General features: G+C 41.2%; 29 protein-coding genes. 14 read left to right on the top strand and 15 right to left on the bottom strand.

The annotated features are described in order from the left end of the window. Window positions 1-53: 53 nt before the first annotated feature. Window positions 54-881: an alpha/beta fold hydrolase gene (locus ABVF21_RS17780; protein ID WP_371018692.1), complete on the top strand. Its 828-nt coding sequence runs from the start codon at window positions 54-56 to the stop codon at window positions 879-881. Window positions 882-905: 24 nt separating this feature from the next. On the opposite strand, the gene ABVF21_RS17775 is transcribed toward ABVF21_RS17780, so the two are convergent. After that, the gene (locus ABVF21_RS17775) at window positions 906-1,235 is read right to left on the bottom strand and encodes a hypothetical protein (protein WP_371018691.1); all 330 of its coding nucleotides are present in this window, start codon (window positions 1,233-1,235) and stop codon (window positions 906-908) included. 414 nt (window positions 1,236-1,649) lie between these two features. Between ABVF21_RS17775 and ABVF21_RS17770 the strand changes: the two genes are divergently transcribed. The 6 genes from ABVF21_RS17770 (at window position 1,650) to modB (ending at window position 6,576) form a co-directional block, all read left to right on the top strand. Continuing rightward, a complete protein-coding gene (locus ABVF21_RS17770; RefSeq protein WP_371018690.1) occupies window positions 1,650-2,369 on the top strand; it encodes a LiaF domain-containing protein in 720 nt (239 codons plus the stop codon). 17 nt (window positions 2,370-2,386) lie between these two features. Then, window positions 2,387-3,433 carry a HAMP domain-containing sensor histidine kinase gene (locus ABVF21_RS17765; protein ID WP_303536229.1) on the top strand — a complete coding sequence of 349 codons (1,047 nt, stop codon included), beginning with the start codon at window positions 2,387-2,389 and terminating at the stop codon, window positions 3,431-3,433. Next, a complete protein-coding gene (locus ABVF21_RS17760; protein WP_303536227.1) occupies window positions 3,420-4,058 on the top strand; it encodes a response regulator in 639 nt (212 codons plus the stop codon). Before ABVF21_RS17765 ends, ABVF21_RS17760 begins: the two co-directional genes overlap by 14 nt. A 94-nt stretch (window positions 4,059-4,152) precedes the next feature. Then, the gene (locus ABVF21_RS17755) at window positions 4,153-5,034 is read left to right on the top strand and encodes a vanadium-dependent haloperoxidase (protein WP_303536224.1); all 882 of its coding nucleotides are present in this window, start codon (window positions 4,153-4,155) and stop codon (window positions 5,032-5,034) included. A 131-nt stretch (window positions 5,035-5,165) separates the two neighbouring features. After that, window positions 5,166-5,924: a molybdate ABC transporter substrate-binding protein gene (gene modA, locus ABVF21_RS17750; RefSeq protein WP_371018689.1), complete on the top strand. Its 759-nt coding sequence runs from the start codon at window positions 5,166-5,168 to the stop codon at window positions 5,922-5,924. After that, the gene (gene modB, locus ABVF21_RS17745; RefSeq protein WP_303536219.1) at window positions 5,917-6,576 is read left to right on the top strand and encodes a molybdate ABC transporter permease subunit; all 660 of its coding nucleotides are present in this window, start codon (window positions 5,917-5,919) and stop codon (window positions 6,574-6,576) included. The genes modA and modB overlap by 8 nt, the downstream gene beginning before the upstream one ends. Before the next feature lie 23 nt (window positions 6,577-6,599). Here the strand turns inward: modB and ABVF21_RS17740 are convergent, their stop codons facing one another. Next, entirely contained in the window at window positions 6,600-7,319 is a 720-nt protein-coding gene (locus tag ABVF21_RS17740; RefSeq protein WP_303536216.1) for a hypothetical protein, read from the bottom strand. A gap of 168 nt (window positions 7,320-7,487) precedes the next feature. Between ABVF21_RS17740 and ABVF21_RS17735 the strand changes: the two genes are divergently transcribed. Both ABVF21_RS17735 and ABVF21_RS17730 read left to right on the top strand, forming a co-directional pair. Continuing rightward, a complete protein-coding gene (locus tag ABVF21_RS17735) occupies window positions 7,488-8,072 on the top strand; it encodes a YiiX/YebB-like N1pC/P60 family cysteine hydrolase (RefSeq protein WP_303536214.1) in 585 nt (194 codons plus the stop codon). Window positions 8,073-8,225: 153 nt separating this feature from the next. Next, complete coding sequence (locus tag ABVF21_RS17730) at window positions 8,226-9,614, top strand: N-acetylmuramoyl-L-alanine amidase (RefSeq protein WP_303536211.1); 1,389 nt, start codon at window positions 8,226-8,228, stop codon at window positions 9,612-9,614. A 46-nt stretch (window positions 9,615-9,660) separates the two neighbouring features. On the opposite strand, the gene ABVF21_RS17725 is transcribed toward ABVF21_RS17730, so the two are convergent. From ABVF21_RS17725 to ABVF21_RS17715, 3 genes are all read right to left on the bottom strand, one after another. Continuing rightward, on the bottom strand, window positions 9,661-10,398 hold the full coding sequence (locus ABVF21_RS17725) for a PAS domain-containing protein (protein ID WP_303536208.1): 738 nt from the start codon (window positions 10,396-10,398) through the stop codon (window positions 9,661-9,663). 244 nt (window positions 10,399-10,642) lie between these two features. Next, complete coding sequence (locus tag ABVF21_RS17720; RefSeq protein ID WP_303536206.1) at window positions 10,643-11,239, bottom strand: sulfite oxidase-like oxidoreductase; 597 nt, start codon at window positions 11,237-11,239, stop codon at window positions 10,643-10,645. 122 nt (window positions 11,240-11,361) lie between these two features. Continuing rightward, window positions 11,362-12,684, bottom strand: coding sequence for a Na+/H+ antiporter family protein (locus ABVF21_RS17715; protein ID WP_303536204.1), 1,323 nt, complete (start codon window positions 12,682-12,684; stop codon window positions 11,362-11,364). Between the two features lie 358 nt (window positions 12,685-13,042). Between ABVF21_RS17715 and ABVF21_RS17710 the strand changes: the two genes are divergently transcribed. Both ABVF21_RS17710 and ABVF21_RS17705 read left to right on the top strand, forming a co-directional pair. Further along, window positions 13,043-13,525 carry a divergent PAP2 family protein gene (locus tag ABVF21_RS17710; RefSeq protein ID WP_194219610.1) on the top strand — a complete coding sequence of 161 codons (483 nt, stop codon included), beginning with the start codon at window positions 13,043-13,045 and terminating at the stop codon, window positions 13,523-13,525. 16 nt (window positions 13,526-13,541) lie between these two features. Further along, window positions 13,542-14,351 carry a cobalamin-binding protein gene (locus ABVF21_RS17705; protein ID WP_303536202.1) on the top strand — a complete coding sequence of 270 codons (810 nt, stop codon included), beginning with the start codon at window positions 13,542-13,544 and terminating at the stop codon, window positions 14,349-14,351. Window positions 14,352-14,397: 46 nt separating this feature from the next. On the opposite strand, the gene ABVF21_RS17700 is transcribed toward ABVF21_RS17705, so the two are convergent. From ABVF21_RS17700 to ABVF21_RS17680, 5 genes are all read right to left on the bottom strand, one after another. After that, a complete protein-coding gene (locus ABVF21_RS17700; protein WP_371018701.1) occupies window positions 14,398-14,985 on the bottom strand; it encodes a 3D domain-containing protein in 588 nt (195 codons plus the stop codon). Window positions 14,986-15,108: 123 nt separating this feature from the next. Next, entirely contained in the window at window positions 15,109-15,426 is a 318-nt protein-coding gene (locus ABVF21_RS17695; RefSeq protein ID WP_194219021.1) for a YuiB family protein, read from the bottom strand. Window positions 15,427-16,163: 737 nt separating this feature from the next. Then, on the bottom strand, window positions 16,164-16,304 hold the full coding sequence (locus ABVF21_RS17690; RefSeq protein WP_194219020.1) for a YuiA family protein: 141 nt from the start codon (window positions 16,302-16,304) through the stop codon (window positions 16,164-16,166). Between the two features lie 217 nt (window positions 16,305-16,521). Next, the gene (locus ABVF21_RS17685) at window positions 16,522-17,004 is read right to left on the bottom strand and encodes an NUDIX domain-containing protein (protein ID WP_303535560.1); all 483 of its coding nucleotides are present in this window, start codon (window positions 17,002-17,004) and stop codon (window positions 16,522-16,524) included. A 215-nt stretch (window positions 17,005-17,219) separates the two neighbouring features. Further along, window positions 17,220-18,422, bottom strand: a complete 1,203-nt coding sequence (locus ABVF21_RS17680) for an NAD(P)/FAD-dependent oxidoreductase (RefSeq protein WP_194219018.1) — start codon at window positions 18,420-18,422, stop codon at window positions 17,220-17,222. 372 nt (window positions 18,423-18,794) lie between these two features. On the opposite strand from ABVF21_RS17680, the gene ABVF21_RS17675 reads away from it, so the two are divergent. Beyond that, window positions 18,795-19,802: an NAD(P)/FAD-dependent oxidoreductase gene (locus ABVF21_RS17675; RefSeq protein WP_303535558.1), complete on the top strand. Its 1,008-nt coding sequence runs from the start codon at window positions 18,795-18,797 to the stop codon at window positions 19,800-19,802. 24 nt (window positions 19,803-19,826) lie between these two features. Continuing rightward, window positions 19,827-19,955: a hypothetical protein gene (locus ABVF21_RS17670; protein ID WP_371018688.1), complete on the top strand. Its 129-nt coding sequence runs from the start codon at window positions 19,827-19,829 to the stop codon at window positions 19,953-19,955. Window positions 19,956-20,004: 49 nt separating this feature from the next. Here the strand turns inward: ABVF21_RS17670 and ABVF21_RS17665 are convergent, their stop codons facing one another. Beyond that, a complete protein-coding gene (locus tag ABVF21_RS17665) occupies window positions 20,005-20,196 on the bottom strand; it encodes a hypothetical protein (protein WP_303535555.1) in 192 nt (63 codons plus the stop codon). Window positions 20,197-20,386: 190 nt separating this feature from the next. Between ABVF21_RS17665 and ABVF21_RS17660 the strand changes: the two genes are divergently transcribed. Further along, window positions 20,387-21,208 (top strand): SDR family oxidoreductase, encoded by an 822-nt coding sequence (locus tag ABVF21_RS17660; RefSeq protein ID WP_371018687.1) that lies wholly within the window; start codon window positions 20,387-20,389, stop codon window positions 21,206-21,208. 55 nt (window positions 21,209-21,263) lie between these two features. Here ABVF21_RS17660 and ABVF21_RS17655 read toward each other — a convergent pair whose 3' ends face one another. Genes ABVF21_RS17655 through ABVF21_RS17640 form a run of 4 tightly spaced genes read right to left on the bottom strand, consistent with a single transcriptional unit; the run spans window position 21,264 to window position 25,071 of the window. Continuing rightward, complete coding sequence (locus tag ABVF21_RS17655; RefSeq protein ID WP_303535552.1) at window positions 21,264-22,232, bottom strand: sugar phosphate isomerase/epimerase family protein; 969 nt, start codon at window positions 22,230-22,232, stop codon at window positions 21,264-21,266. A 21-nt stretch (window positions 22,233-22,253) separates the two neighbouring features. Then, window positions 22,254-23,294, bottom strand: coding sequence for a Gfo/Idh/MocA family protein (locus ABVF21_RS17650; protein ID WP_303535550.1), 1,041 nt, complete (start codon window positions 23,292-23,294; stop codon window positions 22,254-22,256). A gap of 4 nt (window positions 23,295-23,298) precedes the next feature. Then, the gene (locus tag ABVF21_RS17645; protein WP_371018686.1) at window positions 23,299-24,327 is read right to left on the bottom strand and encodes a Gfo/Idh/MocA family protein; all 1,029 of its coding nucleotides are present in this window, start codon (window positions 24,325-24,327) and stop codon (window positions 23,299-23,301) included. Window positions 24,328-24,351: 24 nt separating this feature from the next. Then, window positions 24,352-25,071, bottom strand: a complete 720-nt coding sequence (locus ABVF21_RS17640) for a ThuA domain-containing protein (RefSeq protein ID WP_371018685.1) — start codon at window positions 25,069-25,071, stop codon at window positions 24,352-24,354. Window positions 25,072-25,077 lie beyond the last annotated feature (6 nt).

The raw sequence follows: 25,077 nt of genomic DNA, 5'->3' as shown, positions 1-25,077 counted from the left end.
ATGACTAAGTAAGCCAAACTTTAAATAGCGAATGGATGAGAGGTGATGAAACCGTGTCTATCCCAAGTAAGAAACGGATACAAATCGACAACGTGACGTTGGCATATGAGTATTACAAACATACTAACCCTCATGTCCATACACTTGTCTTCATTCATGGCTTCCTTTCTTCTTCCTTTAGTTTTCGTAAGCTTCTTCCCCTTCTTAAAAAGAACTATCACTTATTGTGCTTTGATTTACCAGGCTTCGGCGAGAGCGAAAAGAACTGTGATATCCACTACTCGCTTCATGAGTATGCTGCTCTTACAAATAGACTTCTTGAACGAATGCAAATTTCAAAAGCTATCTTGATTGGACATTCAATGGGCGGACAAATTGCTCTTCGCGCGTGTATTCAGCACCCAGAACGAATTGAAAAGCTTATTCTCCTATGTAGCTCAAGCTATATTAAATCTTCTTCATTAGCTATTCGATTATGCTCTTATCTCCCTTTTTTTCCACTTTGCCTTAGCTTATCAATGAGTGCCATTAATTTAAGAAAGAATTTTGAACATCTCGTTTATGACCATAAGCTACTCACGCAAGAAGTCATCGATGGCTACACATCCAGTTTTAATGAAAAAGGTTTCTTTCTTGCGCTTTCTCGCCTCATACGAGATCGAGAAGAGGATTTATCTACGAGCACATTAAATAAAATTAATTTTCCCACCCTCTTAATTTGGGGAACCTACGACCGTCTTGTACCTATACGCGTAGGTGAACGCATGAAAAAAGACCTGCCTGACGCAGATCTTCTTACCCTCTCTCATACTGGACACCTTATCCCAGAAGAAAGGCCTGTGGAAGTGTCACAAGCCATTCACCAGTTCTTACAAAAATAACAAAAACCGCACCTCGTAGAGCGGTTATTTGTTTGCGACTAATTGTGGTTCTTCCTTTAGTAAAATACTTAAAAAACCTGAAGTTACGAGAAAAGCTGCTGGAATAATATAAAAAATCGATAAAAAAATAATTCCTCCTGCTGCTGAAACGAGGAGACTAAACCCTCCTAAAATAGGTCTTGTTTTCACAAAATAACAACCTAGTACAGCAAACGCCGGAAAAATAAAAGCAGTTAAAAACGAAATATCTTTGACTTGAATTAGAGGTATCACATTAAACCTTGAGAGCACTGCTGCGATAATGCCCAAAACACATCCAGCAACGGCCAGTTTAAACATGCGCTTTTGTTTCATTTTATTCCCTCTCTCATTTTGAACCATACTCTTCTTACATCTATTCGAGTTCGAAACGCTTCATCCTTCTCTTCTTTCATACTTTCCACTAAACGATTCCATTTTAACATGAAAATTCAGCCTTAAGACTGAGAAAAGTTCAATCGTAAGAAACTCCAATTCACTCACATATTTCTATACACTCTAGATAGAGACAAAATGATAACACTTATTAATATTTCACTATTGTAACCGCGATCGAATTTGGAAACTAGTATCAAAACAAACCATTACACCACACTATTTCCCTAAAAGGAAATATATTCTTCCAGATCCAAGTTACTTCAAGTGACAATCCAGTGTTATGGCAGGAAACAAGCTATCAACTGTCAAATATGTTCTTGTATAGGAGACAGAATGAATTGAGGAGATTAGATGAAACGTATACAAACTGGACGATTCCTTTCCGCGATTTTTTTCGTTGCTCTCGGAATCTTTCTTCTTCTTATAAATATCGGCATTATTTCCATGGAAATGACGGAGGCAATTGTCTATTTTTATCCCTTCTTGTTGTTTCTGCTCGGTGGAAAGTACCTTTTTGATGCTCTATTACCTTCAACGAGAAGGAAGAAATGGACAACCGGTGTGCTACTACTCACCTTTGGACTACTTCTGATCCTTGATCGTTTCGAAATAATTGACTTTAGTTTCTGGAGTATTTGGAAACTATGGCCGCTTATATTCGTAATGATTGGCTTTAAATTCCTAGGGAGATATCGAAAAAGCCAGGGGTTCAGTCTCGTTAAGGACCATTCCTATAATAAGCCAAATTGGCAGGTTCATACGATGAATGATTGGAGTTTTGTGTGCGATTATAACTTCGATTTTTCAACGACACTTATCCCAGAGGAAGAAACCGTCATTACGCTGTCAGGATTTGTTGGTGATATTAATATTATTTTCCCAGATGATATCCCATTTAAAATTGACGGTACAGCCCATGTACTTTCGGCTACAATTGATCAGCATAACCAGGACAACGTCGGAAAGGGTCACGCCTTAACTTACAAAACAGACGATTTCGATGACGCTCTCCAACGAATCGTATTCTATCTTGACTTCTCCGTACTTGATTTACGAGTTGATCGGATTTAGAGAAAGGTGCCATAGCTGTGAATAAATCAACGCTCAGATGGAAATTATTCAAGTCGCTTCTTTATACTGCTTTATTTACTGGGGTTCTTTATTTTCTAGTTATCCAAATTGCATTGTTTTTTCAGCCTAATGCCGTATCTGTGCTATTCAGTTTATTATCACCGCTATTAGTCATGATTCTCGTGGTTCTGTTAGGAAGCTATTTCAGCTATAAAGACACGCTCTCCATCAGAAATCGACTTGAAGATATCTCCACCCAAATCATCATTCTTTCGAGAGGCAAGTTCACTGAAAAAATGAAAATGACAGACAAAGATGAAATTGGTCGGATTAGTAGTGAATTAAACGAACTGGCGGACAAGCTTCAGAAGCAAGTAACCTCTCTACAGAATTTAGTTAACCAAAAAGCTGACTTAGCTGAGAAAGCAAGAGGAGCAGCCATTATCGAGGAACGTCAACGACTTGCAAGAGACCTTCATGATGCTGTCAGTCAACAGCTTTTCGCGTTAAATATGATGTCCTCTGCTTCCATAAAGATGATGGATCGAGATATTGAAACAGCTAAATCACAAATGTTGGATGTCGCAGATCTCGCAAGTAAAGCACAAGTTGAAATGCGAGCCCTTCTTCTCCATCTCCGCCCAATTCACCTATCTGAAGATTCATTATGCGAAGGAGTGAGAAAGCTTGTCGAAGAGTTAGAAAGAAAATCAGGAGTTACTTTTCACGTCACACTTGATGATCTTCCGGACCTTTCAAGTGGAATTGAAGAGAATTTATTCCGAATCGTTCAAGAAAGCCTCGGGAATGCGCTCCGGCATGCCGAAGCATCTGTGATTCGAATTACCTTTAAACTTAAGAAAAATCAGTTTATATTACATATAAAAGATAATGGACAAGGGTTTGAAATGAATGAGAACAAAAAAGGAGCATACGGACTAGGTTCTATGCAGGAGCGATGTGATGAAATCGGCGGACAGTTCCGCATCTCTTCTCGGGCTCGTGAAGGAACTCTGGTTGAAGTACGTGTGCCGTTGGAGGGTTTGGATGATGGCAGAGATTAAGATGATGATTGTAGATGACCACGATATGGTGCGAAAGGGATTGAAAGCTTACCTTCTGACAGAACCAGATTTTCAAATCGTAGGCGAAGCTTCTAATGGCAAGGAAGCCGTCACTCTAGTGAATGAAATGAACCCTGATGTGATCTTAATGGATCTTATTATGCCAGAGATGACGGGCATTGAGGCAACAAAAGAAATCATGACCGTGAGGCCAAATACAAAGATCATTATCATAACAAGTTTCTATGATGATGAGCAGGTGTTTCCTGCGATTGAAGCAGGTGCCTTTAGCTATCTTCTAAAAACAGCTTCTGCTGATGAAATTATCTCGACCATTCGTAAGGCCGTTCAGGATGAAAGCGTAATCGAACAGAAGGTCGCTCAAAAAATGATGAACCAATTACGATCAAATCAAAAGAAGTCTTTGCATGATGATCTAACGAAACGCGAAAAAGAAGTTCTGCTATTAATAGGCGAAGGGAAAACAAACAATCAAATTGCCGAAGAGCTATACATTGGGTTAAAAACAGTGAAAACACATGTAAGTAATATTTTGGGGAAACTCGGTGTCAATGATCGAACTCAGGCTGCAGTTTATGCGATTAGAAACGGCATGGTTCGATAACACGTTACCTTCTAGAATATGCCTTTTAGTTTAGCACCCCTCTTAACTGCCTCGCATTTACTATAGGGAGTAGTGATTGAAGGAGGAACTAGCTATGGCAGAGAATTATAAAAAATGGTCAGAGCTTCCGTATGCAGGTGAAAACGAGCCACCTCATAATCCAGAAGAACCTTATGCTGGATCATGGCCGGATTATTATATACGTAATAAACCACCAGGGCGTTTTACCACATTAAGCGGAAGACCCTTTCGACTGGACATCAAGCCACCAGCATCGATCGATTGGGACAATGAGTTAAAAAAAGTCAAACATGCACAGAATCACCTTAATCCGAAGCAAGTCACTTTAGCTGAATATTGGGGGACGGGTGTAGCCAGTAAACAATGGACTCCGATTATTGATAAGTTAATTGATACGTACAACGTAACAGCACCTCGAGCAGCAAGAATTCTTGCAGGCGTTGCAACCGGCATGAATGATGCTTTTACAACGGCTTGGTATTTAAAATACCGTTGGAACGTCGCACGACCAAATCAACTGGACCACGACTTCAAATCCCTGGTCTGTACGCCAAGACATCCCACCTATCCATCAGGACATGCGACGGTAGGAGCAGCTACAGCAGAAATACTTTCTTATTTCTTTCCTGCAGAGCAAGAACGATTAAGAGAACTCGCGAAAGAGTGCGCTGACTCAAGACTCTATGCTGGTGTTCACTTCCCAGTTGATAATGAAGAAGGACTTCGCCTCGGAAAACAAATAGGTTCCATCGTCGCTGCTGAGTTGGAAAGTCAAGATAATGTTCGTGGGCAAACAATTGATGTACCATACCGAGAAAGTCATCACGCTAAATTAGCACCCCCGCCATACAAGCAGGCAATTGAGTATCCATTCGATTCGAAATGTGATTCTTCAACTAAAAATCCTTTTGTGCGAAGCAATACAAAACAACCTAAACCAAAACTCTTTTTTTAACCCCACATTTGAATTGGATCACTTTGCGATTAATCATAAAGTGATCCAATTTTTCTATGTCTTCTTTCCGTACAAATAGAGGAAGTTTCGTTATAATAGATGAAAGATTAGCAGATGAAAGGATCTTACATATGAAGCATTTACTACTTCTTATCCTTATGGTGGTCTCCATTGCAGGATGTCAATCAAGCCAAGAAGAAACAGCCAATATAACGGTTGCCGCAGCGGCTAGTTTAAGTGATGCGATGAAAGAGTTAAATTCTCTTTACGAACAAGAACACCTTGATACAGAAATCACACTAAATCTTGCATCATCCGGTGTTCTAGCCAATCAGATCAAGCAAGGCGCACCTATAGATGTCTACTTCTCTGCATCAGAGTCTTATTTCGATGATATTAAAAAGGAAGACCTGCTTGAAATCGAAACAAATTTACTGCGAAATAAACTCGTTTTAATTAAAAGCCAATCAGCTAAATTGAGTAGCTTTGACCAATTAGATGAAAGTCATGAAGGTCGCTTAGCGATCGGAACGCCTGAAACAGTCCCAGCTGGAGCCTATGCAAAAGAAGCGCTGCAATACGCAAACAAGTGGGATAAGCTAGAAGATCAGCTAATCTTCAGTAAAGATGTACGCCAGGTTCTGACTTACGTTGAAACAGGTAATGCCGATGCAGGTATTGTTTATGAAACCGACTATCGCTCTTCTAGCAAAGTAACCTTGGTTGAAGACGTTCCTACCCAATCGTATTCACCGATCATTTATCCTGCCGGGATCGTCAAAGGAGCTAACGAAGAAGCCAGTGACTATTTCACATTCTTACAAAGCGATGAATCATTAGCGATTTTTGAATCTTATGGTTTCCAAAGTGACGTGACCGCAAATGACTGAATTCCTCGATCCCATACTAATTTCACTTAAAATCTCTCTCGTCGCAAGCATCATCGTGACAGTCCTCGGGATTATCATTAGTCACCTAATGGCAGGAAAGAATTTTCGCGGGAAAAGTTTGATCGATACCGTTATTATGCTCCCGCTTGTGCTGCCTCCTTCGGTTGTTGGCTTTATTCTACTCGTCCTCTTTGGCGCTTCAAGCCCAATTGGTCAGTGGATTGAGACGATCTTCGAGCACTCACTCGTTTTCACGTGGCAAGCAGGTGTTGTCGCGGCAAGTGTCGTTGCATTCCCGCTCATGTATCAATCAGCTAAAGTTGGTTTTGAGTCAGTTGATCGAGATATTGAGGATGCAGCACGGGTAGATGGAGCAGGAAAATGGACGGTTCTAAGAATCATCTCAATTCCACTTGCTTCAAACGCTCTTATCTCTGGGATTATCTTAAGCTTCGCTCGTGCACTTGGGGAATTTGGAGCGACTTTAATGTTCGCCGGAAACCTCCCCGGAAAAACACAAACCATGCCCACGGCCATTTATGTTGCCATTGATTCTGGTCAAATGACACTTGCCTGGTCCTGGGTAATCGTAACCATTACCATCTCAACGATCATGCTTTTTTTATCTTACCGAGTAGCGATTAAAATATAAAAAAACTCGCTTACGCGAGTTTTTTACTCTTCTGTGTTCATTTCTTCTTCCTCAGACTCAGCCGATGCTGGATAGAATTCTCTCCGCAAGTGAATTTTCTCAATGAAAGAGTCTTCACTCTCACCTTCCGTTCCATAAATCGTCACATCAGAAAATCCTTCTATAAGATAGATCGTTACAGGCTTCTTAAATGGATTCGACCCTTTTCTAACCTCTTCAACTTCAAAACCTAAACTCGCGAGGAGAAGGCGATTATCCTCAAGGTAACGCAACCCTTCTGGAAAATAATTCATCTCAACGGCAACATTTTCTTTGAAAATAACTTCACCATTTTCAAATGTCATTTTCATTGGATCCTTGCGATCTGGCTCAATGCTCTTAGGGAAGTTCGATAAAAATTCCTCACGTGATAAACCTAGTAACTCAGGAGCATTTACAATCAATTCAATCGATGAAGGTTCAAAATCAATCTCTTCTTCAATCTGAGCTTCTTGTTCCTTCACATCATTCGGGACTTCATCCTCATTTTGCTGACTGTTTCCTGATGATTCATTTCCATTCCCGATCGCTTCATCAGTTTGCGCACCGCCAAAGGTCGGAACGCCCCAGACGACTATGTATAGCAATAGCCAAAAGCCGGCAAACATTGCTGCTCTTTTTCTAGAAGATGTTACAAAGGGTTTAATGATATTAGCCGCCATAAGAAGAAATGCGATAACCACCACTGCTTTTAAGAAATCCATCCTCATTCACCTCACAATTAACTATAGGATTATTTGTTCCGCAAATACAACCATTTTCTTCACTATTATGTCGAAACTGTTTTGAACCTACAGTTCCAATGGTAAAAAGAAGGAGAAATGGTTTATGTATCTAACTACAAGAGTAAGCTCATTTATAGGAGGTTCATCATGTCAGCAAACCGTTACGTTAACTTAACTGTCAAAAACTACCGATCTGCTCGAAATGACATTCAAACAGGCGACCTTCTCCTTTGTAGTGGCTCGTACCCAGTTAGTAAAATCATTCAGAACGTATCCAAATCCCAATTCAGTCACGTTGCTCTTCTATTTCGGTGGATGGATCGCATTATGATGCTAGAAAGCGTGGAAAGTTACGGTGTACGCATCGTACCGCTATCTCATTATTTCCAAGACTATCGCAATTCAGGTCATCCATACAAAGGAAAGCTTTATCTTGCAAGGCATTCTCTCACAAAGAACTTAGACGAAAATAAGCGTAATGCAATGCTAAGAAGAGGCGCTGATCTAACAGGTAAGCTTTATGACATAGAAGAAATCCTTAAAATCCTCGCAAGCGTCGTGATTGGCGACTTAGAATCGATACCAAATGACAAATACATCTGTTCAGAGTTTATTCAGGAGTGTTTCCAAAAAGCAGGCATCTCTTTCTCAGACGATGGCCGAGGCTTCATTTATCCAGAGCATATTGCAAGTGATCCAGCTGTTCAACCACTATATAAACTCACTCCTTAACCTGAACCACTATGATTTTTATTGAACAGTTACACTATGTACTGTGGTAAAAAGCCTATTTTCAAGAAACTCCTCCTAATTGTACGGTTTGTCCAGACAGATTGAATTGGTATAAATATACTAATAGTATCCGACAATGATGGAGGGAGTCACTTGACGTTAATCATAATTGATCCAGGGCACGGTGGTACAGACCCTGGTGCAACGTATAAAAATTATCAAGAGAAAAATTTCAACCTTGCTATTGGTCGTATGGTAAGAGATCGTTTATTTTCAAAATACGAAGTAGAAGTGGCATTAACACGCGAATCCGATAAAACCATTGACTTAAAACCTAGAACAAATTTTGCAAATGCGATCAAAGCTGATTTCTATCTTAGCATTCACCATAATGCTGCAGGGGGTAGCGGGTTTGAAACATATATCTATAATGGCACTGTTCCAAATGAAACCGTCCAACTACAATCGACCATTCACAACAAAATTTCAACTGAGATATTAAAGAAATACAACATTTTGGATCGCGGAAAAAAACGCGCCAACTTTCATGTCTTACGCGAAACCAAAATGAATGCATTGCTTATTGAAGTGTTATTTGTTGATAGTGAAAAAGACCTTAAACTCCTCACCAACCCTGCATTTATGACAGACATATCGACTGTCATTGCTGATGCAACTGCAACCGCCATGAAACTTCCGTTAAAACCTAAGCCGGTCGATGGCACTTTATATAAAGTGATTGCGGGAGCTTTTAGCAAGCGAGATAATGCAGAAACCTATCTCAACATGTTAATCCAAAAAGGCTTTGGGGGTTTTATAGCCACCACTGTCGTCAACAAGGAAACAATCTACCGCATTCAAGTTGGCGCATTTAAGGAAAAAGAAAATGCAGAAGTCTTAGCAGAAAAGTTAAACAAAGCAGGTATAGAAACATTTATACTAGTTGAAAAAGGAAACCCGCCTGTGGTGGAACCGGACCCGGTGCCGGTTCCAGACAAAGGTTATAAAATACAGGGCAATGCGGTGTTATCAGCTGAGCAAATGGATGCTTATACAAGAACCATTAATCCTGGAGCCCCAGACCTTGCTGCCCTATATTTGGCCCATAGTAAGAAATATTCCATTCGCGGTGATATTGCTTATGCTCAGGCACTTCACGAAACAAATTTCTTTCGTTTTACTGGCGATGTGAAACCAGAGCAAAATAATTTCGCGGGAATTGGAGCGACCGGAGGCGGAGCAACAGGTGCCACCTTTCCAAATGCTTCGACTGGCGTTCTTGCTCATATCCAACACCTCTATGCATATGCTTCCACCTCTCCTCTTCCGGCATGGGACGAAAAAGTTGATCCAAGATTCGATCTTGTGACACGTGGCTCTGCCACAACATGGCAGGCATTGAATGGAAAGTGGGCTGTTCCTGGTTCCAAGTACGGTGAGCTCATTCTCTCTTTGTACAAAAAAATGATCGAAACCGCATTAGTCAAACTTGAAAAAGAACAGGCAACATTGCAAACGACACTCAAAAACCTTGAAATTTAACATTTAGATGAAAGAGCGTTCCCCGCTTTAGGAGAACGCTCTTTTTCTATAACCGGCTATTTTTATACTTTGAAATAGCAGCCTGTACGTGTGGATGATAGGTTGTTTTTATGTAATCCGTTCCAGATGAAATCCACTTTATCGCCGTTTCTGCACGTACCCCAGTAATCATTATATCCACCCCAAGGAGATTCAATGAGCTGCATAACTTTAACATCATTTCAGAAAACTCTTGATTGAGAGAGGTAACAGACGATAAATCGATAATAAGTGTATTCACCTTCATATCAGCTACTTTTTGAAGTCCTATATCAAGAAGGAATTGAAAACCTACTTCTTCCACAACAGGTTGAAGAGGTAATAATCCCAGTTGATCCATAAGAGGGATTACGTTCACTGCCATGTTCTCCATGCGATCAATCAGTTCTTCTTGTTTTTCATACAAAAGAGTCATATCCCGGAATTCTACCATTGCTCCATACATTTTATCAGATTCTCGTAAAACCCTCGTTTGAATGGTTAAATACAGGTTATAAACTCCCCAGCTATACGGCATAGCTTCAATGAAAAACTCTTCACCCGTTTCAATCGTCCGCTCCACATGGCGCACTTCTTCTGGCGCTAAGGGGAAAACTTCGTATACATTTTCCCCTAACACATCTTGACGCTTAACTTTTAGGATCTTTTCCGCTACTTCGTTAATGTGTATGATGCGAAAATCTAAGTCGATCGCTAAAATACCACATGATATATGATTCAATATATGATCCTGTACTATACTCACTATATCACTCCTATTAGATCAGGCTCATGAAACAAAAGGAGAAGATCGGCACTCAATTCGTCCATTACATCTCTGTCAGTCTATTATAGGGCTTCAAGCTTTCCCATTCCTATTTATTATAACTATCTAAATTCTACACCCATCTTCATTTCCCTGTTTTTGTAAACGAATCGTTTTGTCTACTACAAAACTCTCACCAATCTAGTAACATTCTGAACAAAAAAAACTGCCAAAAAGGCAGTTTTCAATCCCAAGCAAATCGCTGTTCTTTCCACGGATTACCATACATATGATAACCATTCCGTTCCCAAAAGCCCTGCTGATTTTCTGACCGAAATTTAATTGCGCGAATCCATTTCGCACTTTTCCAGAAATACAGATGGGGCACTACCATTCTGATCGGATAGCCGTGTTCTGGGGTTAACATTTTCCCGTTATGTTTGTAAGCAAGAAGGCTCGATTCTGCAAGAAAATCTTCAAGCGGAAGATTCGTAGTCCATCCTTCTTCTGCCTCTAACATAACAAACCTAGCTTCCTTTCGAATGCCTACATGATCTGCTATCGTCCGTGTTGCAATGCCTTCCCATTCATTATCAAACTTCGACCAGCCCGTCACACAGTGAATATCATTTGTTTGTGACGTCTCAGGTAGAGCCATTAGCTGTTCAAAGGTTAGAACCGTAGGGCGCTCAACGAGGCCTCCTATTCTTAAATCCCAATTTGAAAGATCTTTTTCATAATAAGGAACGTCACCAACGTGTAGAACTGGCCATCCCTTCGTTACGCGTTGATTAGGAGGAACACGATCGCTGTTTTGCTCCTTTACTTTACCAAAGTACATACGCCACCTCATTTCATAGCTGTTTTATTTAGTGTAACAGAATACACCGACCCTTCTTTTATAGAATGCTCTATAATAAGCAAAAAGAAAAACACGGAGAGCACTCTCCGTGTTTTTCTTAGTTAAAAGATCATAGCTGCAATCCAGCCAAATAAGATAAGCGGGATATTATAGTGTAAGAACGTTGGGACAACCGTATCCCAAATGTGATTATGCTGACCATCTGCATTTAGTCCTGATGTAGGGCCTAATGTACTATCTGATGCAGGAGAACCCGCATCTCCGAGGGCGGCGGCAGTTCCGACAAGCGCAATTGTTGCCATTGGGCTAAATCCTAATTCCATAGCAAGTGGAACATAAATCGCTGCAATAATTGGAATGGTTGAGAATGATGATCCGATTCCCATCGTAATAAACAATCCGACGATTAACATCAAAAGAGCCGCTAGCGCTTTATTATCGCCTATTAATCCGGAGGCTTGTGTTACAAGCGATTGAACTTCACCCGTTTGTCTTAGAACTTCAGCGAACCCATTCGCTGCAAGCATCACAAAACCAATGAATGCCATCATTTTCATACCGTCTGTTAAAATCGCTTCAGATTCAGCCAAACGAATGCTCCCCGTAATATAAAGGACGATAATACCTGAAAGTGCGCCTAGAATCATTGATTCAGTTGGAATCTGAACGGCAAGGGTAACGACAACAGATAAAATTGCAAATAGGATGGAGCGATTTGAATAACTATATGTCTCAGATGTATCTTCCTGAGCAATAGATAGCTGTTTATACGTCCTTGGCTTGCGGTATGAAATGAAGACCGCAATAAGGAGACCAACGACGAGACCTGCTGTTGGCAATAGCATAGCTGTCGGTATAGAGGAAAGTTCAATTTCCATGCCACTATCAGCCATATTCGACTGAAGAATTTCGTGAAATATTTTACCGAAACCAGCCGGTAACAGAATGTATGGTGCGGTTAGTCCAAAAGTCAAAACAGCTGCTACCGCTCTACGATCCATTCCAAGTTCATTTAACACCTGAAGAATAGGTGGGATAAGAATGGGAATGAACGCAATGTGAACAGGTACTAGGTTCTGAGAGAAACATGAGATGAGAAGAATGACAAAGAGAATAAGAACTTTAGCAAGTCCCTTCTTCCGATCTCCTCCACGACGGTTAACCAGCTTTAGAGCACGCTCAACAATTAATTCAGGAAGTCCAGTGCGAGTAAGACCTACAGCAAAGCTACCTAGCAACGCATAGCTTAGTGCAACAGTCGCTCCTCCTCCAAGTCCTGAACTAAACGCTTCGATTGTATCATTAAGAGAAAGTCCTCCTAATAAACCACCTGCGATCGCTCCAATAACAAGTGCAATGACAACATGTATACGAAAAAGGCTTAGCCCTAGCATGATGAGAACTGCAAGAATAACGGCATTCATAACTTAACAACCTTTCAATCAATCCTTTAGTTTGGTAAATCACTAATAAGTTAACACGAAAGAGCAATCGTGTCAATGGAAGACGCTGGTGCTTCCCTATCTTACCATGTGGCAAGTCACAACTTCTTAGGGATATGATATAATAGACTGACAATTTTATGCATAATATTCTTTGTTTGAAATGGAAGTTAGGTAAGGGTTTCATTCACAAAGATCGAAATGAACCACCAAATGAGCAAAGACTTGATAGTTTATCCTCAACCAATCTTCATTACTTCAATCATTCACTCGATTGAAAGTAAATTTCTTCGGGTACACCATTCATAGGATCAGTTTAGAAAGGAAGATGTTGTCACTCATGGATATTTTGCTAAATTTCCCCCTTTGGGCAGCGCTATTTGGCGTTGTATTTGCCCAGTTTCTGAAAGTACCGATTTATTTTATTGCAACGAAACAAATTAATTGGTCCCTCTTCAACGCAACAGGAGGGATGCCAAGTTCTCATTCCGCCGCTACGACAGCTTTAGCGACAGGAGTTGCACTTGAGACTGGCCTTGATTCTCCTATATTTGCCGTAGCAGCGATGTTCAGCATTATTGTGATGTTTGATTCAACCGGTGTTCGCAGACAAACAGGAGAGCAAGCCATTGTACTAAACCAGCTTGTTCTTAATTTCAATAGATTCGTTTCTGAAGCGAAAAATTGGCAGCAAAAGCAAGAACGAGAGAAAATTGAAGAATTAAAAGAGCTATTAGGGCATAAGCCAATCGAAGTTCTCGTTGGTGGCTTGCTTGGAATTATTTCAACTTTAATTTTATACTACGCTTTTCAAATCGCTTAAATATAGGAGGACTTAAATGCGAATTGTTTCATTATGTCCTAGTAATACTGAGCTATGTGCCTACCTTGGTTTAACAGATCAGCTTGTCGGTATTGATGACTTTTCAGACTGGCCAGAACAAATCAGAAGTCTCCCACGTCTTGGTCCCGATCTTTCAATTGATTTGAAGCAAGTTGAAGCGTTGAAACCAGACCTTATTCTCGCATCACTGAGCGTTCCAGGAATGGAGAAAAATATTGAGGGCATGGACGAACTTGGTCTATCTTATACAGTATTAAATCCCAATTCCCTTGAGGACATTTGTAACGATCTCGTTACTCTTGGAGGGCTTACAAATAAAAAGCAGGAAGCCCTCTCTCTTTCCAATCGTTTCAGGAAATTGATTCAGGAGTACAAGGAAATCAGTGATCAAATCCCAGAAAAGCCGGATATTTATTGGGAATGGTGGCCAAAGCCCATTTTCACACCTGGTAAAACAAACTGGTTAACTGAGATTAGTGAACTGGCAGGAGCGAGAAATTCTTTTCGTGATGTGGAACTCGCTTCTGTTCAAACAGATTGGGCAGATGTCGTAAATCGAAGACCAGACCATATTTGTCTTGCCTGGGTTGGCGTTCGACAGAATAAAGTAAATCCAAAAATCGTTCAAAAACGTCAGGACTGGGACAAGCTTCAAGAAAGTCCCATTCATGTACTTGAAGAATGGCTTTATTGTCGCCCTTCACCACGTTTAATGACCGGCCTCGTCAAACTTGCAGCCATTCTTCATCCTAATCGCTATCCCTCTTTTGAAGGGGAAGATGCTTTCTTAGAAAATGAGAGGTAAACACAAAACGTCGGAGAGAATACTCTCCGACGTTTTGTAGCTTCTGTTATTCTTTCTCACTCATTAACTCTTGTCTGAAGACTTGCATCGACTCTTCTTCATTCAACGTTAACAACATTTCTTCCGTTAAGGTTCCATCACCTTTTTCGATCAGGTATACGTCGAGGGTCTTTTTCCCCCACTCATTATAAACATCATTAACTGTGTCGTAATAGAGATCAATTCGCTTCCCAGTTATTGCACTTCCTGTATCTGCTACAACCCCAAAGCCATACTCAGGAATAAAGAGTACACTACCAATTGGAAAGAGGGACGTATCGGCAGCGATCGTAGAGTAGAGATCCCGTTTTACCTTTACTCCAGAATAGGTGATGCCATATGCAGGGTGCTCAGGTGTTTTCCCTGTTGATTCCTCACCTGCCGTATAGCCTGTAGCCGTTACGGTATGCGTTGGATACTGTGACCAATCCTGAGACGTCGCTAGGCTTGTCCTATCCTCTTCACTGAGTACAGTCTGCTGAGGAAAAATCCACTTCGTTACATCTTGCATTGATAAACCCGATAATAATAAATAAGTTGATAGCAACGCTGCTGCAAAAAGTCCTGTAAAGATCATACCTTTTGCGATCAGCATGATAAATCGCACATTTTCCACTCCTCTCATGATCTATTCATTTCCAGAGAAGTGAAAACCTATTCATCAAGATAATGTACTTTTACACATATAAAAAGCTTCTGCCAACAATTGGCGAAGCTTTTAAAACATCTGATATCCTCTTACACGAAGCATTCTGATCGCAACACCTGCGAACACAGCTCCAACAAGTCCAGCAGTTAAAATAATTGCATCGGCACTTCCTAGTGAAAGAAGATCAGTACCTAACGCTTTAAATGATGAACCTGGTGAGGAAAAATATTGAAAAAACGTAACGTTATCAATAATCATGATAACGATTACAGGATAGACAACTGCCATAATCCATGTCGAGCGAAGAAGCATGTTAAGCAGGAATCCAATTCCAAAGAAAAGCACAATAAACAGCAGCATCGAAATAATCAGCTGTGGAATCGCCATCGTTTCACCCCCGAGTAATCATTGTTATTTTACTGGATTGTCCCATTTTAGTCAATGAACAGAGGGTGAACAAAAGCAAAGCGCAAGCGCTCGGTAGGTCCGACAAGCGCTGGAAGCTTTTCAATTGAACACGGTCTTCGTGTTCAACTGAAAGGCTGAAGCGACTCGAGGACCTGGGCGCTGGAGCTAGATCAAAGCAAAGCGCAAGCGCCCGGTAGGTCCGACAAGCGCTGGAAGCTTTTCAATTGAACACGGTCTTCGTGTTCAACTGAAAGGCTGAAGCGACTCGAGGACCTGGGCGCTGGAGCTAGATCAAAGCAAAGCGCAAGCGCCCGGTAGGTCCGACAAGCGCTGGAAGCTTTTCAATTGAACACGGTCTTCGTGTTCAACTGAAAGGCTGAAGCGACTCGAGGACCTGGGCGCTGGAGCTAGATCAAAGCAAAGCGCAAGCGCCCGGTAGGTCCGACAAGCGCTGGAAGCTTTTCAATTGAACACGGTCTTTGTGTTCAACTGAAAGGCTGAAGCGACTCGAGGACCTGGACGCTGGAGCTAGATCAAAGCAAAGCGCAAGCGCCCGGTAGGTCCGACAAGCGCTGGAAGCTTTTCAATTGAACACGGTCTTTGTGTTCAATTGAAAGGCTGAAGCGACTCGAGGACCTGGGCGCTGGAGCTAGACCTCAACCCATTTTATCCATTCTTATATTGAACCAAAAGAAAAACTAAGCGCTCTCAAACGCTTAGTTAGTTGGATTTTGTTTTGCTCCACTTCCTCCACAGTTATCACATGTTTCCGATCCACCAAGAAGTAGTTGAAAGTACCCCTTTCCCTGGCAATAAGGGCAATCAGTTGCTTTCGCCTTATTTTGTTGTCTTCTCACATCAACCACTCCTTTGTTGTAATTTTCTGATAATATATCAAGAATCGCCGAAAAAGAAAAACACCAAATTTCACATTGACAGCCCGTGTAAGCGAATACATCATTAGTTATCAGATTATTTCGTCATTTATCAAACCATTTCAACCATTAGTAGGTGATGTGAACAAATCGGACCTTTCCACCTATAACAGAGGTGTCTCGATTCGTCTTGAATTTTTCACTTTTTATTGAAGCTCGAATATAACAATTTGTAAGACGTGTACTGAAATTGATTTCCAGGATTCATCTCCGTTATAAACTGATCCATTTCATTCAGAAAAGAAGGAATCATAGACGACGTACGTGGATCAGTAAGCAGTTCCTCCTTTGTTAAAAATCGGCACTTTTCAATTTCATTCGTTTCGGACGTTAGCGTGCCTCCGGTTCTTCTCATATAAAAAACCACTAGGTTATCACTTACCTCTTTGTTAATGACACCTGAACGAATTCCTGCTATTCCAGTCGTTTCCGCAACAATACCCGTTTCTTCAAAAATTTCTCGGACAGCTGCTTCATCAACCGTTTCACCCGGATCCACAAATCCAGCAGGAAAAGACCATTTCTCTTTTAAACCACCATACTTCTTCATCACGACGAGATACTTCCCCTCAAATTCCACAATGCCTGCTGCTGCCAACCATACTTTTCCTCTTTCGGTCAAATCGAAATCCTCCCCCTGGAATAAATAAAGTAGTACGTTCATAGACTTTACTATAGCCCCTATTCTATTGAATAGATTAGAAAAACTTGGCTGATCGTCATCTCCTTTATGACGATCGCCTTCGTTTTTCTTATTACGCTGATCACAAATGAATCATTCCATAAGAGCAAAAAAAGGCAAAGACATGACGTCTTTGCCCTCTTTATCGAATGATCTTAAAATAGCTTAAGCTTACCTTTTTTCCAGACAAGCCCTGGCCCACCAAGCATGAAGAGATAGCGATTATCAATCACTTTTTTCATAGCAGACGCTGTGCTACCATAAAGCTTTTTATTCCCAACTTTACCAATCGCTTCGCCTTTACCAAGTGAAGCAACCGTACCTTTGATGTCAGGAGTAAAGCTTTCAAGCTCTTTCCCGCGCACAAGGCTTAATAAGTTCTTAGATACAGCTCCAGCAGCCTGGATCGCAACCTGAGCCGTCGGAGGGAATGGACGATTGATTTCTTCGTTAATAAGAAGAGCACAATCTCCAACAACGAAAACATTATCGTAATCCGGTGTACGCTGATCTTTACGAACAGGAACACGGCCGCGGTTTGTTTCGAAGCCAGAATTTGCAACGATGGAGTTACCTTGCACGCCACCAGTCCAAACAACTGTCGCCGCTTTTACTTCTTCATCCTCACCCAAAATAACGCCGTCTTCTGTTACTTCTTTGATCATTGTGCTGGTACGGAATTCCACACCTTTACGTTCAAGTAGATTCATTCCGTATTCTACAAGCTCCTCATCAAAACCAGGAAGAACAGTTGGGGACGCTTCCACATTAATGATTTTAACGCGATCACGAGGGATATCGAACTCTTTGCACAGTTCAGGAACACGTTCAGCGAGTTCACCAACAAATTCAATTCCAGTGAATCCTGCGCCACCGACAATAATAGTTAGAAGATCATCGCGACGCTTAGACTCATTATTGTAGCTTGCGAACTGGTATTCAATGTGTTCACGAATTTTTCGAACGGAGTTTACGCTACGAATACTGAAAGCATTTTCTTTAAGACCCTTAATACCAAACGTAGCTGGTTCAAAACCAAGTGCTAGCACAAGGTAATCGTATTCAAGTTCACCGTTAGAAAGAATGACGCGCTTTTCATCCGGCTTTACTTCTACGACTGTGTCTTTAATAAATTTGATTTTGTTCATATCAATGACATCTTTGATCATAATTCTTGTTTTGTCATGGTGCATTGTTCCTGCAGCTGGTTCATGAAGCCATGTTGTTTGGTAATGATAGTCATGCTTATTCACAAGCGTAACTTCCACTTCATTTGTTCCCATTTCTTTCTGAAGACGAGCTGCTGTCATAATACCGCCGTACCCTGCACCTAAAATTGCGATTTTTGGCCTACTCACTTGAATCACATCCACCTTTTATCGGTATTTTTTTAGGACATATTGTAGATTTCCCTGCATTGCCCCATCGTGAAACGTCAATAAACGCTAAATATAAGGAATCTCTTTCTCAAAATAAACAAAAATAAATAGGATCAAGAGACATTGTTAAGTATTTCACGTTCTAGATCGAAAAAAAATGGTGATCCAGCCCGCACTTTGTCATAAAATTATCAAATCTGACGCTCCATTCTAATCATATTCTTTTTTTTTTCCTTTTTCAACCTTTATAATGAAAGTTCTAGAGGTGTTTTCACCTTAGGGGTTTAGTTCCGTTTTTATTATGATTATAATAATGAAAGCACATTGAATAAATTATAGGGGGACTGACTTATGACTGACCAACATGAACTTTATGATATAACGATTATTGGTGGAGGTCCTGTTGGCTTATTTACCGCATTCTACGGTGGTATGCGCCAACTTAAAGTAAAGATTATTGAAAGTATGCCACAGCTTGGAGGGCAGCTCTCTGCACTCTATCCTGAAAAATACATTTATGACGTTGCTGGTTTTCCAAAAGTTCTCGCACAAGATCTTGTCGATAATCTTGTCGAACAGGCGAATCAATTTCAACCAGAGGTTGCTTTGGAGCAGTCTGTGGAAGAAGTAACAAAACAAGAAGACGGCACTCTTTACCTTCGTTCAAACACGGGAGAAGAGCATTATACTCGAGCGGTTATCATTACTGCTGGTGTTGGGGCCTTCCAACCTCGTCGCTTGAAAGTAGAAGGTGCTGATCTTTATGAAGGAAAGAACCTTCACTACTTCGTAAATGATCTCACAGCATTTGCAGGACAAAAAGTCCTTATTGCTGGTGGAGGAGATTCAGCAGTGGATTGGGCTAATATGCTTGAGCCAATTGCTGAGGAAGTAACGCTCATTCACCGTCGTGATAAATTCAGAGCTCACGAACACAGCGTTGAACAGCTCATGAATTCTTCGGTGAACATTCAAACGCCGTATAACATTACTGAGTTCATTGGTGATGGAGGACGCATTAACCAGGTTGTTCTCGAGCAAGTTAAAGGTGAGGAGAAAATTACTAAAGACGTGGATGCAGTTATTGTGAATTACGGCTTCATTTCTTCTCTTGGACCAATTAAAGAATGGGGTCTTGAGATTGAAAAGAACTCCATTGTTGTTAATTCCAAAATGGAAACAAACATTCCTGGTATTTATGCAGCTGGTGACGTTGCTACATATGACGGCAAAGTGAAGCTTATCGCCTCTGGATTTGGTGAAGCACCAACAGCTGTTAACAATGCCAAATCCTATATGGATCCTGATGCAAAGGTACAGCCGCTTCATAGTACTAGCCTTTTCGACAAAAAAAAGTAAGTTCTACGAAAGGTAAGGATAAACATGGATGAGACTCTCTTTATCATCGTGATGATAGCAGGTCTTGGCTTCTCTCTTTATAAAAGTCTTAAAGATACGCCAAAGCCGAACTGGAAAATCGTAAAACAAAACCTTTTCCATTCTTCTCACTAAGACGTTAAAAACCCCGTACACTTGTACGGGGTTTTTAATATGTATGTTTTTACCATCCAAGCCCTACTTTGGTTGCTAGAATTTCTCCACCTGAACCATTCAACGTAATTTCATAACGCCCTGAACGATTAGAGTATGCGAGTGTTTTTTCTTTAAAAGCAACATTAGCCTGATAGCGCACTTCAAAATTCTCCGTCTCTAAATCTCCAGATCCCTCTTCATGTATCTTTAATGTAAACAACAAAATCCCCTCCTTATACAGTCATTTTATCACCGTCAGAATTCATGAGATATGACAAATAGTTTACACTAGTACCGTATTTTTCCATGAAAAATATTTTCTTTACAGCACATTCCTTGTGATTATTTTATTTTTGAAGCGGGTAAACCCAAAATAGACTTAAATAATCTGTTTACAGGAGGACTTATCAATGAGTAGATTACAAAATAAAACAGTGGTAATTACTGGTGCTGCAACTGGAATTGGACAAGCCACTGTTGAGCTTTTCGCAAAAGAAGGAGCTACGGTTTTATGTGCTGATGTTAATACAGAAGAGATGAATAAAACAGCTGAGAAGCTGAATAACAATGGAGGGAATGTAGAAACATTTCACGTTGATGTATCAAGTGAGGAAAGCGTAACGAGTTTTGCTAACAAAATAAAAGAGGAATATGGCACGATTGATGTTCTCTTTAATAACGCAGGGGTTGACCAGGAAGGTGGAAAAGTCCATGAATACCCAGTCGAATTGTTCGATCGCATTATTTCAGTTGACTTGCGCGGTACTTTCTTAACAAGCAAATACTTACTTCCCCTTATGATGGAGAACGGCGGATCAATTATTAATACGTCTTCGATGTCAGGTCGAGCAGCTGATCTTGATCGTTCAGGCTACAACGCAGCAAAAGGCGGTATTACTAACTTTACGAAAGCCATGGCAATCGACTATGCAAGGCAGGGAATTCGAGTAAACTCTCTCTCTCCTGGTACGATTGAAACGCCACTAATTGATGAGCTTGCCGGTTCAAAAGAAGAAGAAATGGGTCAGAAATTTAGAGATGCGAATAAGTGGGTTACACCACTTGGTAGACTTGGCCGCCCGGATGAAATGGCGAAGGTCGCTCTTTTCTTAGCATCTGATGATAGTTCTTATGTGACAGGTGAGGATATTACAGCTGATGGTGGTATTATGGCGTATACTTGGCCTGGTAAGATGTTAATCGATGAGCAATGGAAAAAGGAAACAGAGTAAGACAAGGAAGCAAAACCCCGACGCAACGAGCATCGGGGTTTCTTTATGAATAAACTTAAGCCCACCACATTTCCGTTGGCTGTTCAACAATTAAAACAGATTGAAGGTTCTTAACAGCCGTTTGGAAGCCTTCGTTAATAGACATGATTGGATCTTCGTGTTCAATGCTTACAACATGGTCATAGCCATATGTACGAAGTGCGCTCATCATGTGAGACCATTCTTGATTACTATGTCCACAACCAACAGAACGGAACGTCCATGCTCGTGTCTTCACTTCTCCATAAGGCTGCATGTCTGTTAATCCATGCATGTTCACATTATCTTGATCGATATACGTGTCTTTCGCATGGAAATGATGGATCGCATTTTCTTTTCCAAGAATTTTAATGGCTGCGACAGGGTCAATTCCTTGCCACCACATGTGACTTGGATCGAGATTTGCACCGATTGCGTCACACGTTAGCTCACGAAGCTTAAGCATCGTGTAAGGTGTATGTACAAGAAACCCGCCATGAAGCTCAAGACCTATTTTCACATTATGATCCTTAGCAAATTGCCCCCACTCTTTCCAATAAGGAACTAGTTTCTCTTCCCATTGCCACTTCAAAATATCTGAGTACTCCGCTGGCCATGGCGTTACTGGCCAATTTGGGTTTTTCGCTTCTTCGCTATCACCGGGCGTTCCTGAGAATGTATTCACTACCGGAACATTCATTGCCGATGCTAATTTCACAGTCTTAACGAAAGTGTCGTGGCACTCCTCAGCAAATTTCTTATCAGGAGAAATAGGATTTCCGTGACAGCTAAACGCACTAATTTCGAGTCCTCTTGAATGAACTTTATCAAGATATTCCGAGCGCTTCTCTTCACTTTCGAGCAATTCATCCAGATTGCAATGAGCATTACCTGGATAACCTCCCGTTCCGATTTCCACCGCTTTAAGTCCAGATTCTTTCGCATGATCGAGCATCTCTTCGAATGACTTATCTGAGAATAGTACAGTAAATACACCTAGTTTCATAGGACCACTCCTCTTATGTTTTTAATCAAGTCGAATGCTTCTCCCAGTTGTACAGCTTTCATAAATTGCTTCAATTACTTGTGACACCCGTCTCGCCTCTTCCGATTTTACGATCGGTTCCTCTAGTCCAAGACAGCTGTTCACAAAATTCGCAGCTTGAGGCAATCCTGGGTCCTCATCTCCTGGTACCCATTGACTGCTCGTATTAAAAAGCATGCCGTGCTGAGCTTTATTTAATTGAAATGGAAAAACATCGAGACCCCCATTACTACCGGAGATACTAACAGACTCTTTGTCCTCTGCAATGTTGGCTGACCAGGATGTTTCAAAGAGCATAGAAATATTATTATCAAAACGGATATATGCCGTGACATGATCATCCACATTAAACGTCTCGTGATCAAATGCTCCCCACTGGTTCACTTGTTCAGGCGTTTTGCTTAAACGATTGTATGTTGTTCCTGACACTTCAACAGGCTTCGCGTTTCCCATCAGCCACATACTTAAATCAAGAAAGTGGCATCCATAATCTATTAAGCTACCGCCGCCTTGAAGCTGTTTATTCGTAAACACGCCCCAGCCCGGAACCTTTCGGCGACGAAGAGCTTGAACTCTTGCAACCATTGGATCACCGATTTCATTCTCTTGAATAAGTTGACGTGCCGCACGCGGTTCCTTCATGAAGCGATAATGATAAGCGATGGATAAGATTTTGCCAGACTTTTTCTCTGCTGCAATCATCCGATCACATTCGGTAACTGTCATCGCCATTGGCTTTTCACAGAGAACATGAACGCCTGCGAGTAGAGCTTGCTCAGCTAGATCAGCATGAAATTTATTCGGTGTGCAAATCGTAACGGCATCTACTTCATTTAGCATATCCTGTACATGCTCGTACACATTAGGAATATGACAAGAAAGCCCTACCTGCTGCGCTTTTTCATAATCAACATCATAAACACCAAACAACTCTACTTGTTCAGAGAGCTGCTGGTATGCTGGGATATGTCGGGACTGGGCGATGCCGCCAGACCCGATAATCCCCATACGTAATTTATTCACTTGATCACCTCAGGTTAACGATTTTCTTCGTTTCATTTGATTCTAGTGCCGCGAGAACAACTTGAAGAGAATTCATACCTTCCATACCGCTTACAGGAACGTCTTTATCTGACACAATGCTATCTACGAACTTGTCGATAACTTGTGAACTCGATTGGCCGTCGCTATCATTTGTTTGAATACCACCAAGCTCATATTTCACTACTTCACCAGTCTGGTACTGAACAACAAGCGAATTTACTGGATCGTCTTCAAGTCTAAGAATCGCTTTTTCGCCATAGATAATCGTTGAATTATCTTCACTCGCTGTATAAGCCCAGCTTGCTGCTAGCGTTCCAATAATACCGCTTTCAGATTTTAAGATACACACTGCACTATCATCAACAGTAGCAAACTCCTTCGCACTTGTTTCAACAAACGAGCCTACCTCTACGATCTCTTCATTTAATAAATAGCGGATAAGATCGGTCTTATGCACACCAAGATCTCCCATTGCTCCAATAAATGCTTTCTCTTTCTCGAAGAACCAACTATCTTTCCCATCCACACTCCAACCTTCAGGTCCAGGATGTCCAAAAGCTGTTCTAAAACTATACACTTTGCCAATTTCACCGCTTGCTAGAATGTCTCTCGCCTTTGCGTGGGAAGGAACGAAGCGTTGATTGTGAGCAATCATTAACTTCTTCCCACTTGCGCGAGCTGCTTCAATCATTTCTTCCGCATCTGCACGTGACGTTGCCATCGGCTTTTCGCAAAGAACATGCTTTCCTGCTTTTAATGCAGCAATAGAAATCGGGGCATGGAGGTAGTTTGGCGTACAAACACTTACAGCATCAATCTCACTATTTTGCAGTAGTTCCTCATAGCTTTCATAGGACTTTGCTCCGTAAAGAACCGCTGTTTCATCTGCTCTTGTTTTCACAATATCGCATACCGCAGCAATTTTTATTTGTGTATTTGCCGCGTATTCTGGTAAATGGCGGTGTTTCGCAATACTCCCACATCCGATAACACCAATTTTTAATTCATTCATGGTTTCTCCTCCTCAATCAATCTCTTATTTAGACGCGATGGTTTCTAACGGTTTTGCATTTCCATAGACTGGTTTTGGTATCGTCGTGGGTTTAGCCCAGGCTACAGCATTTTTCATAACCTGTTGGATCTCTTTATTGTAATAGGTTGGATATGTCTCATGACCAGGTCTGAAATAGAAAACCTTTCCTTGTCCTCTCTTATATGTACAACCGCTTCTAAAGACCTCTCCGCCTTCAAACCAGCTTACAAACACAAGTTCATCTGGAGCAGGGATATCAAAATGCTCGCCATACATTTCTTCTCTCTCAAGATCAATTTTCTCACCAAGTCCCTCCGCAATCGGATGGGTTGGATCTACAATCCACATTCTCTCTTTCTCATCCGCTTCACGCCATTTTAAATCGCAGCCTGTCCCCATTAGCTTCTTGAAAATTTTAGAGAAGTGACCAGAATGAAGAACGATAAGCCCCATTCCATCAAGAACTCGTTGATGAACGCGATTCACAATTTCATCAGATACTTCTTCATGCGCGATATGTCCCCACCAGAGAAGTACGTCCGTGTTGTTCAGGACATCTTCAGATAAACCATGTTCATGTTCGTCCAGCGTTGCCGTTTTCACTTCAAAATCTTCTTTTAGAAATTCTGCAATAGCACCATGAATCCCATTTGGATAGACGCTTCGCACTTCTTCACTACTCTGCTCATGACGATTTTCATTCCATACGGTTACGTTTAGCATTAAAAT

The sequence above is a fragment of the Pseudalkalibacillus sp. JSM 102089 genome, assembly GCF_041366475.1.
Taxonomy (GTDB): Bacteria; Bacillota; Bacilli; order Bacillales; family Guptibacillaceae; genus Guptibacillus; species Guptibacillus hwajinpoensis_B.
The sequence above is the reverse complement of the archived record's forward strand: the minus strand, read 5'-3'. Positions and strand labels throughout refer to the sequence as shown.

Excerpts from the sequence above, each read along its gene's own strand:
- ABVF21_RS17775 (WP_371018691.1), bottom strand. The coding sequence starts at position 1,235 with ATGAAACAAAAGCGCATGTTTAAACTGGCCGTTGCTGGATGTGTTTTG.
- ABVF21_RS17770 (WP_371018690.1), top strand. The coding sequence starts at position 1,650 with ATGAAACGTATACAAACTGGACGATTCCTTTCCGCGATTTTTTTCGTT.
- ABVF21_RS17760 (WP_303536227.1), top strand. The coding sequence starts at position 3,420 with ATGGCAGAGATTAAGATGATGATTGTAGATGACCACGATATGGTGCGA.
- ABVF21_RS17755 (WP_303536224.1), top strand. The coding sequence starts at position 4,153 with ATGGCAGAGAATTATAAAAAATGGTCAGAGCTTCCGTATGCAGGTGAA.
- modA (WP_371018689.1), top strand. The coding sequence starts at position 5,166 with ATGAAGCATTTACTACTTCTTATCCTTATGGTGGTCTCCATTGCAGGA.
- modB (WP_303536219.1), top strand. The coding sequence starts at position 5,917 with ATGACTGAATTCCTCGATCCCATACTAATTTCACTTAAAATCTCTCTC.
- ABVF21_RS17740 (WP_303536216.1), bottom strand. The coding sequence starts at position 7,319 with ATGGATTTCTTAAAAGCAGTGGTGGTTATCGCATTTCTTCTTATGGCG.
- ABVF21_RS17735 (WP_303536214.1), top strand. The coding sequence starts at position 7,488 with ATGTCAGCAAACCGTTACGTTAACTTAACTGTCAAAAACTACCGATCT.
- ABVF21_RS17720 (WP_303536206.1), bottom strand. The coding sequence starts at position 11,239 with ATGTACTTTGGTAAAGTAAAGGAGCAAAACAGCGATCGTGTTCCTCCT.
- ABVF21_RS17715 (WP_303536204.1), bottom strand. The coding sequence starts at position 12,684 with ATGAATGCCGTTATTCTTGCAGTTCTCATCATGCTAGGGCTAAGCCTT.
- ABVF21_RS17710 (WP_194219610.1), top strand. The coding sequence starts at position 13,043 with ATGGATATTTTGCTAAATTTCCCCCTTTGGGCAGCGCTATTTGGCGTT.
- ABVF21_RS17705 (WP_303536202.1), top strand. The coding sequence starts at position 13,542 with ATGCGAATTGTTTCATTATGTCCTAGTAATACTGAGCTATGTGCCTAC.
- ABVF21_RS17700 (WP_371018701.1), bottom strand. The coding sequence starts at position 14,985 with ATGCTGATCGCAAAAGGTATGATCTTTACAGGACTTTTTGCAGCAGCG.
- ABVF21_RS17695 (WP_194219021.1), bottom strand. The coding sequence starts at position 15,426 with ATGGCGATTCCACAGCTGATTATTTCGATGCTGCTGTTTATTGTGCTT.
- ABVF21_RS17675 (WP_303535558.1), top strand. The coding sequence starts at position 18,795 with ATGACTGACCAACATGAACTTTATGATATAACGATTATTGGTGGAGGT.
- ABVF21_RS17670 (WP_371018688.1), top strand. The coding sequence starts at position 19,827 with ATGGATGAGACTCTCTTTATCATCGTGATGATAGCAGGTCTTGGCTTC.
- ABVF21_RS17660 (WP_371018687.1), top strand. The coding sequence starts at position 20,387 with ATGAGTAGATTACAAAATAAAACAGTGGTAATTACTGGTGCTGCAACT.
- ABVF21_RS17655 (WP_303535552.1), bottom strand. The coding sequence starts at position 22,232 with ATGAAACTAGGTGTATTTACTGTACTATTCTCAGATAAGTCATTCGAA.
- ABVF21_RS17645 (WP_371018686.1), bottom strand. The coding sequence starts at position 24,327 with ATGAATGAATTAAAAATTGGTGTTATCGGATGTGGGAGTATTGCGAAA.
- ABVF21_RS17640 (WP_371018685.1), bottom strand. The coding sequence starts at position 25,071 with ATGCTAAACGTAACCGTATGGAATGAAAATCGTCATGAGCAGAGTAGT.